Source organism: Ideonella azotifigens (assembly GCF_006519715.1).
GTDB lineage: Bacteria > Pseudomonadota > Gammaproteobacteria > Burkholderiales > Burkholderiaceae_C > Ideonella > Ideonella azotifigens.
In genome coordinates this window covers 1-2,010 of the sequence record NZ_VIDT01000854.1, presented here as the reverse complement: position 1 = coordinate 2,010, position 2,010 = coordinate 1, and the positions used below count along the sequence as shown (strand labels likewise).

The window sequence follows — 2,010 nt, the reverse complement described above, 5'->3', positions numbered from 1 at the left end:
AAGTTCGACATCGACCTGTGCGACGACGCCGGCACGGTTTGCGCCAGGCTCAAAGGGTTCTGCCTGCGCGCAGCGGCAGCTCCTGCGGCTGACGAGCCTGTGCGCAGCGCCTTGCTGCAACTGGCGTGGGCGCCGCAAGCTGCTGTCGCCGTGGCGAATGCGGCCGGCTTTGCGCGCCATGTCGTGCTGCTGTGCGGCGTGGAGGCAGCGGACCTGGCATTCGACCTGGCACAGCGCCTGCCGGGCGCAGTCTGTCTTTCCCCCGCCCAGGGTGACGACCTCGCCCAGCGCTTCGAGGCCGCGGCCGCTGCATTGCTGGAACAGCTGCAGTCCTTGGGCGCACAGCCCGGGCAACACCTGATCCAGGTGCTCGTGCCGGCCCATGGAGAGGACCAGGCCATGGCCGGCCTGGGCGGCATGCTGCGCACGGCGCAACTGGAGAACCCGCGCATCGTCGGCCAGCTCATCCACGTGGAGGCGGGCCAGGACCTGGTGCAGGTGCTGGCCGAAAACAGCGGCAGCGCGCCGGCTCAGCAAGTGCGCTACCTGGGCGGCCTGCGCCAGACGGCCCGCTGGGCCGAGCTGCCGCATGGCAGTGACGCACCCGCACCGTGGAAGGCGCGCGGCGTTTACCTGATCACCGGTGGCGCAGGTGGTCTCGGCTTGATCTTCGCGCGTGACATCGCGCTGCGCGCAAGGAACGCCGTGCTGATCCTGACGGGCCGCTCGGCGCCGGACGAACGCATCCAGGCCGAGATCCGGTCGCTTGAAACACTCGGCGCCGTGGTTCGCTACCACGCTGTGGACGTCACCGATGCAGCCGCGCTGACAGCATTGGTGCAGGGCATCCCGGAGGAGTTCGAGAGCCTGGACGGCGTCATCCACGCCGCGGGCGTGCTGCGCGACAGCCTGCTCTTGCGGAAGACCCGGCAGCAACTGAGTGAGGTGCTGGCCGCCAAGGTGGCCGGCACGGTCCACCTCGATGAAGCCAGCCGCGATCTGGCGCTGGACTTCTTCATTTGCTTCTCGTCCACCTCGGGTGCGCTGGGCAATGTTGGGCAGGCCGACTATGCGGCCGCCAATGCCTTCATGGATGCGTTTGCGCAGCACCGCACCGAGCTGGCGGGCCAAGGCCTGCGGCAGGGGCGCACGCTGGCGGTGAACTGGCCGCTGTGGGAAGAGGGCGGCATGCAGGTGGATGCGGCCACGCGCGAAGACATGCGGGCGCGCACTGGCCTGGTTCCGCTGCGCACGACCAACGGTCTTGCGGCGCTGGGCCAGGCCTTGGCCAGTGGACTGCCCCAGGTGCTGGTCGCGGAAGGCCAGATCCGCCGGTTCGAGGACAGCCTGTCCGACCCCGCCAGGCCTGTGGTGTCGGTGGTCGCGCACGAGCCAGTGGCACTCAACGCCGCGCCCGACGCGCTGCAGGAAAAGGCCCAGCGCTACTTCGTGCAGCTGCTGTCCAGCACGCTGAAGCGGCCGGCGCATAGCATCGACGCCAAGGCGCAGATGGAGGCCTACGGCATCGATTCCATCCTGGTGATGGAGTTGACGCGCACCCTGGAGCAGGTGTTCGGCCCGCTGTCCAAGACGCTGCTGTTCGAGTACCAGACGATTGCGGCGCTGGCTGAGCATTTCCTGCAGAGCCACCGCGCCCGCCTGAGCGAGGTGCTGGGTGCAGGCGAGGCCCTGACCGCACCCGTCGCCGCGCGTCACGAAATGCCTGCGCCACCGGTTGCGAATGCGAGCCGCCGTCCGCGTTTCGGGTCGACTGTGCTCGGCCTTCAGGACAGTTTCCCGCCGTCAGCTGAGACCTTGCGCACCCTGTCCAACACGGTGGGCAAGGACATCGGCGAAATCGCGATCATCGGCCTGTCAGGCCGCTACCCCGAAGCTGGGGACGTGGGTGCGTTCTGGGCGAACCTGAGCGCCGGCAAAGACAGCATCAGCGAGATCCCTGCGGAGCGCTGGGACTGGCGAGCGTACTTCGACGAAGACCGCAGCCGGGCC

Annotated in this window: 1 protein-coding gene; it reads left to right on the top strand. The window is 68.7% G+C overall.

What is annotated here, in order from left to right:
* On the top strand, positions 1 to 2,010 hold a 2,010-nt coding region (locus tag FKP22_RS28475), incomplete at both ends, for a beta-ketoacyl reductase (RefSeq protein WP_141291471.1).